The organism is Micromonospora sp. AMSO12t, from assembly GCF_008806585.1.
Classification (GTDB): domain Bacteria; phylum Actinomycetota; class Actinomycetes; order Mycobacteriales; family Micromonosporaceae; genus Micromonospora; species Micromonospora reichwaldensis.
The window spans coordinates 1-2,595 of record NZ_WAAS01000454.1 but is presented as its reverse complement, the minus strand read 5'-3'; the positions used below and the strand labels follow the sequence as shown (position 1 = coordinate 2,595).

3 protein-coding genes are annotated in these 2,595 nt (G+C 76.4%); all 3 read right to left on the bottom strand.

Features of this window, described 5'->3' with window-relative positions; translation table 11 throughout:
• Positions 1 to 747, bottom strand: a 747-nt coding sequence (locus F6X68_RS32140) for an ATP-binding cassette domain-containing protein (protein ID WP_225852562.1), incomplete at its 3' end; no start/stop codon positions are given.
• Positions 744 to 1,613, bottom strand: a complete 870-nt coding sequence (locus F6X68_RS32130; RefSeq protein ID WP_151457754.1) for an ABC transporter permease — start codon at positions 1,611 to 1,613, stop codon at positions 744 to 746. The genes F6X68_RS32140 and F6X68_RS32130, both read right to left, overlap by 4 nt.
• The gene (locus F6X68_RS32125; protein WP_151457755.1) at positions 1,606 to 2,580 is read right to left on the bottom strand and encodes an ABC transporter permease; all 975 of its coding nucleotides are present in this window, start codon (positions 2,578 to 2,580) and stop codon (positions 1,606 to 1,608) included. The genes F6X68_RS32130 and F6X68_RS32125 overlap by 8 nt, the downstream gene beginning before the upstream one ends.
• Positions 2,581 to 2,595 lie beyond the last annotated feature (15 nt).

The following is a 2,595-nucleotide window of genomic DNA, read 5'->3' as shown; positions in this document are numbered from 1 at the left end:
GGCGCGGGCGAGGTGCCGCTCGGAGGAGTTGACCAGGTCGACCTGCGCCCCGGTGGGCGGGCGCAGGTGGGCGTGACCCGTGACGGTGGTGGGTTCGTCGGCGAGCAGCAGCGGCGGGTCGGGGGCGAGGGCGAGGGCGGTGGCCAGGCGTTGGGCCATGCCGCCGGAGAGCTCGTGGGCATAGCGGTCGAGGTCGGCGGGGTCGAGCCCGACGTCGTCGGCGACCCGCTCGGCCGCCGCGGGCGCCTCGCGCCGGGTGCGCCCGTGGGCGCGCAGGGTCTCCTCCAGCAGCCGCCGGCCCGTCCGTACGGGGGTGAGGGCGGTGGCGGGGCTCTGCGGCACCAGCCCGACCGCGCGGCCGCGTACGGCGCGGGCGAGGTGCCGCTCGGAGGAGTTGACCAGGTCGACCTGCGCCCCGGTGGGCGGGCGCAGGTGGGCGTGACCCGTGACGGTGGCGTTGCCGGGGAGCAGGCCGAGCAGGGCGTGCGCGAGCACCGACTTGCCGCAGCCGGACTCCCCGACCACCGCCAGGAGTTCGCCCGGGTGGATCGTCAGGTGCAGGTCGGTGACGGCCTGCACGACGGCGTCGCGGAGTTCGAAGCGGACGGTGAGCCCGTCGACCTCCAACAGGCCCGGCCGACCGTCGGCGGTGGCACCGGCCGGGGCGACGGCGTCGCCCGTGGCGGCGCTGCCGGCGGGGGCGGCGGTGTCGGCCCGGACGGCGGTGGGCTCGCGGGTGGTGGTCACAGGTGCAGCTCCGCTCGTACGCGCGGGTCGAGGCGGTCGCGCCACCGGCCCGTGAGGGCGGCCAGGGCCAGCGTGACGACGACGAGGAGCAGGCCGGGCACGATGCTGGCCCACCAGGCGCCGGTGAGCAGGGACCGCTGCCCGTCGTTGATCATGTTGCCGATCGAGGCCAGGTGCGGGGGCAGGCCCAGGCCGAGGAAGGACAGCGCGGTCTCGTGCCAGACGGCGTGCGGCACCATCAGCGTGGTGGCCAGCGCCAACCGGGGCAGCACGTGCGGGAGCAGGTGCCGGGTGATGACCCGGGCACGGCTCGCGCCGCCGGAGATCGCGGCGTCGATGAACGGCCGGGTACGCAGGCTGAGCAGCTCCGACCGGACGATGCGGGCGGTGGAGAGCCAGTGCGTCAGCCCGATCGACAGGATCACCGCGCCGAGGCTCGGACGCAGCATCGCGACGATGAAGATACCCAGCAGCAGGTGCGGCAGCGCCGCGATGGTGTCGACCACCCGCATCAGCACCCGGTCGACCCAGCCGCCGAGGGTGCCGGCCACCGCGCCGACGAGGCCGCCGATCACGGTGGCGACGAGCGCGGCGACCGCGCCGACGAGCAGCGAGACCCGCAGGCCGTAGAGGCTGCGGTGGGCCACGTCGCGGCCCAGGTCGTCGGTGCCCGCCGGGTCCGCCCAGGATGGCGCCAGCCGGGTACGGGCCAGGTCCACCGCGCTCTCGTCGAGCGGCCAGAGGACGGGGGCGAGGAGGCAGGCCAGGCCCGCGCCGACGAGCACGGCCCAGGCGACGGCGGCACCGACCCGGCCCGTACGCGGCTTCGGCCGCCGGACCCGGGCGGGCAGGGCGAGGTCAGTCATCGAGGCGTACCCGGGGATCGGCGGCGGCGTAGGCGAGGTCGGTGCCCAGGTTCGCGGCCAGCACCACGACGGTGGTGGCCAGGGTCGTGGCGGCCAGCAGCGGGAAGTCGCTGCCCAGCGCGCCCTGTACGGTGACCGCGCCGAGGCCGGGCAGGGAGAACACGGTCTCCACGAGGACGGCGCCGCCGATCAGCTCGGGCAGGTGGGTGCCGACGAGGGTGAGGAACGGCAGCAGGGCCGTACGCAGGGCGTGGCCGAACAGGACGGTTCGGCCCGGCAGCCCCCGCGCCCGGGCGGCGAGGACGTGGTCGTCGCGGAGGCTGTCGGCGACGGCGTCCCGGATGAACAGCACGAACCACGGCATCTGGGCGATCGCCAGCACGCCCACCGGCAGGATCAGGTGCCGGGCCACGTCGGCGGGGTCGGTGCCGGTGGCGGTGATGTCGGTGAGCCCGCCCGCCGGCAGCCACCCGAGGGTGAGGGCGAACAGGGCGATCGCGGCCAGCCCGATCCAGAACACCGGCATCGACTGCACGGCGTACGCGGTGGCGCGCAGCGCCCGGTCGAACCAGCCGCCCCGCCGGTACGCGGCCAGCGTGCCCAGCAGCAGGCTCGCCACGAGGACGAGGGCGAGGGCGGCGCCGACGAGCAGCAGGGTCCAGCCGGCGCGGGCGGCGAGCACGGCGGTGACCGGTTCGTGGCGGCTGGTGGACCAGCCCAGGTCGCCCTGGAGCAGGTTGCCCACCCAGCGCAGGTACTGCACGGGCAGCGGGTCGTCGACGCCCCAGTTGGCGCGGATCTGCGCCAGGTTCTCCTCGGTCGCGGTGAACGCCGCCGCGCCCGCGTACTGCTGGGCGGGGTCGATGGGCGAGGCCGCGCCGAGGGCGAACATGCCGACGCTGGTGGCGGCGAGGATGGGTACGGCCACCAGCAGCCGCCGGCGGACCACCGTGCCGGCTCCCGCCAGCCGCCGCGGCCGGCG

What these genes read in the sequence shown, in the direction of transcription:
- F6X68_RS32130 (WP_151457754.1), bottom strand. Translation starts at nt 1,613, where the DNA reads ATGACTGACCTCGCCCTGCCCGCCCGGGTCCGGCGGCCGAAGCCGCGT.